We start from the raw sequence: 2734 nt of genomic DNA, 5'->3' as shown, positions 1-2734 counted from the left end.
CTGCACACGCATCCCTGGCTTGCCGACCACGCCGTGCAGGGCACGGTCATCCTGCCCGGAACGGCCTTCGTCGAGCTCGCCATCCAAGCCGGCGACCAGGTGGGCTGCGAGCGGATCGAAGAGCTGACCCTGCACACCCCGCTGGTACTGAGCGATGCGGACACGGTCAAGCTGCAACTCATGCTGGGAGGACCCGATCCGGCCGGGCGTCGGGCGCTGACTGTGTTCGGGCAGCGGGATGGCGCCGATCAGGACGAGCCACGGGTCCGCCACGCCGACGGCATTCTGGTCGCGGTCTCCGCACCGCAGCCGACCGGGCTGCAGGTGTGGCCGCCCGAGGACGCCGTCCCGGTGGACGCGGACGGACTGTACGACCGGCTGGCCGACATGGGACTGGACTACGGGCCGGCGTTCCAGGGCGTACAGGCGGTCTGGCGCCGGGGCTCAGACCTGTTCGCCGAGATCGCACCCGAGGCACTCGATTCCGAGACCCTTGGTCCTGGGAGCCTCGGCGAGGTCGACCGCTACGGCCTGCATCCAGCGCTTCTCGACGCGGCGCTCCACGTCATGGGCCTCAACGACGGGGACGGAGGCGAACGGGCCCACCTCCCCTTCTCCTGGAGCGGGGTGAGGCTCCACGCGTCCGGCGCCTCAAGGCTCCGGGTGCGACTGTCCGAGGCCACCCGGCCCGGCACGCTGTCCTTGCTGGTCGCCGACGGCAATGGCGCGCCGGTCGCGACAGTGGATTCTCTTGCCCTGCGGCCGGTCTCCATGGCTGACCTGCCCTCGGAGCAGAAGCCGCAGCCGCTGTTCGAGGTGGAGTGGGCCGCCGTGCCGAGCCTGTCGGCCGACCGCGAGTTCTCCTGGGCCGCCCTCGACACCGGCCTGGCCGACGCCCTGACGGCGGCCGGGATTTCGCTCTCCGCAGCGCACGAGGAAGCGGACCTGGTCCTGGTCGCACCGACCGCCGGAGCGACAAGCCCGGGCGAGGCGTGTGCGCGGACACTGGAGTTGTTGCAGCGGTGGCTCGCCGATGGGCGGTCGGCGCGCAGCCGACTGGTGCTGGTCACCCGCAACGCGGTGCACACCGACACCCCCTCGCTGGTGGACGCACCCGTCTGGGGGCTGGTCCGCTCGGCACAGAGCGAACACCCTGGCCAGTTCGTGCTGCTCGACCTCGACGACTGGGCGGAATCGGTCCGCGCGCTGCCCGCCGTTCTGGCCGCCGACGAGCCCGAACTGGCGGTGCGGGAGGGCTCGGCGTACGCACCGCGCCTGGCACGCGTCACACGGACGGACGCACACCCGGCCAAGCGGCTGGACCCACGGGGCAGCGTGCTCATCACCGGTGGTACCGGAGTCCTCGGCCGGCTGGTCGCCCGGCACCTGGTGACCGCACACCACATCAAGCACTTGGTCCTGCTGAGCCGTCGAGGCGCTGACGCTCCCGGAGCCGAGGACTTGGTCACACACCTGTCCGAGCTGGGCGCCGAGGTGACGCTGGCCACCGCTGACGTGGCACATCGCGACGACCTGGCCGCCGTATTGGACCGCATCCCGGCGGAGCGCCCGCTGACCGCCGTGGTGCATACCGCGGGCGTACTCGACGACGGTGTACTGACTGAACTGACCGCCGACCGGTTGGAAAAGGTGCTGCGCCCCAAGGCGGACGCGGCCTGGCACCTGCACGAGCTGACCCGGCACATGGACCTGGCCGCGTTCTGCCTGTTCTCCTCGGCGGCGGGGACTTTCGGCAGCGTCGGTCAGGCCAACTACGCGGCGGCCAACGCGTACCTGGACGCACTCGCGCAGTGGCGGCACGCACGCGGCCTGCCCGCCACGTCCCTCGCCTGGGGGCTGTGGGCCGAGCGCGGCGGCATGACGGCTGGTCTCGGTGAGGCGGACACGGCACGGATCGGCCGGGCGGGGGTGCTGCCCTTGTCCGCCGCGGACGGACTGGCCCTGCTGGATACCGCGCTCGGCATCGACGCCGCCACGCTGGTGCCGGTCCAACTGGACCTCCCTGCCCTGCGCGCACAGTCCTCGGTGCCGCCGTTGCTGCGCGGCCTGGTCCGCACGCGTCGGCCCAGGTCCACGGGGGACGGCACCCCAACCCGGTTCCGCGACGAAGCCGAACTGACCGAACTGCTCAGGGCTGAGGTGGCCACGGTGTTGGGACATCCCTCCCCGCATCTGGTCGATGTCGGCCAGGCGTTCCGGGACCTGGGCTTCGACTCGGTCACCGGGGTCGAACTGCGCAACCGGATCGGCAACGCCACCGGCCTGCGGTTGCCTGCCACGCTGGTCTTCGACTACCCGACGCCACTGGCACTGGCACGGCACCTCTGGAGGGAACTGGTCGGCGACCGGGGCGAGCCTGTCGCACCGACCGCCGCGGCCGTGGCTGATGAGCCGATCGCCATCGTGGGTATGGCCTGCCGCTATCCCGGCGGCATCGGCTCGCCGGAGGAACTGTGGCAGCTGGTCACGGAGGGTGGAGACGCGGTCGCCGAGTTCCCCGATGACCGCGGCTGGGACCTGGCCGAGCTGTACCACGAGGACCCCGATCACCCGGGAACGTCGTACGTCCGAGTCGGTGGCTTCCTGGACGATGTCGCTGGTTTTGATCCGGGCTTCTTCGGGATCTCGCCGCGGGAAGCGGTGGCGATGGATCCGCAGCAGAGGCTGCTGCTGGAGACGTCGTGGGAGGCGTTCGAGCGGGCGGGAATCGATC

The 2734-nt window shown here is 71.3% G+C and carries 1 protein-coding gene; it reads left to right on the top strand.

What is annotated here, in order from left to right; genetic code table 11:
* The coding region (locus PV419_RS52735; protein ID WP_319701221.1) for a type I polyketide synthase at positions 1–2734 on the top strand (2734 nt) is incomplete at both ends.

The sequence above is a fragment of the Streptomyces sp. ME19-01-6 genome (genome assembly GCF_033793745.1).
GTDB lineage: Bacteria > Actinomycetota > Actinomycetes > Streptomycetales > Streptomycetaceae > Streptomyces.
The sequence above is the reverse complement of the archived record's forward strand: the minus strand, read 5'-3'. Positions and strand labels throughout refer to the sequence as shown.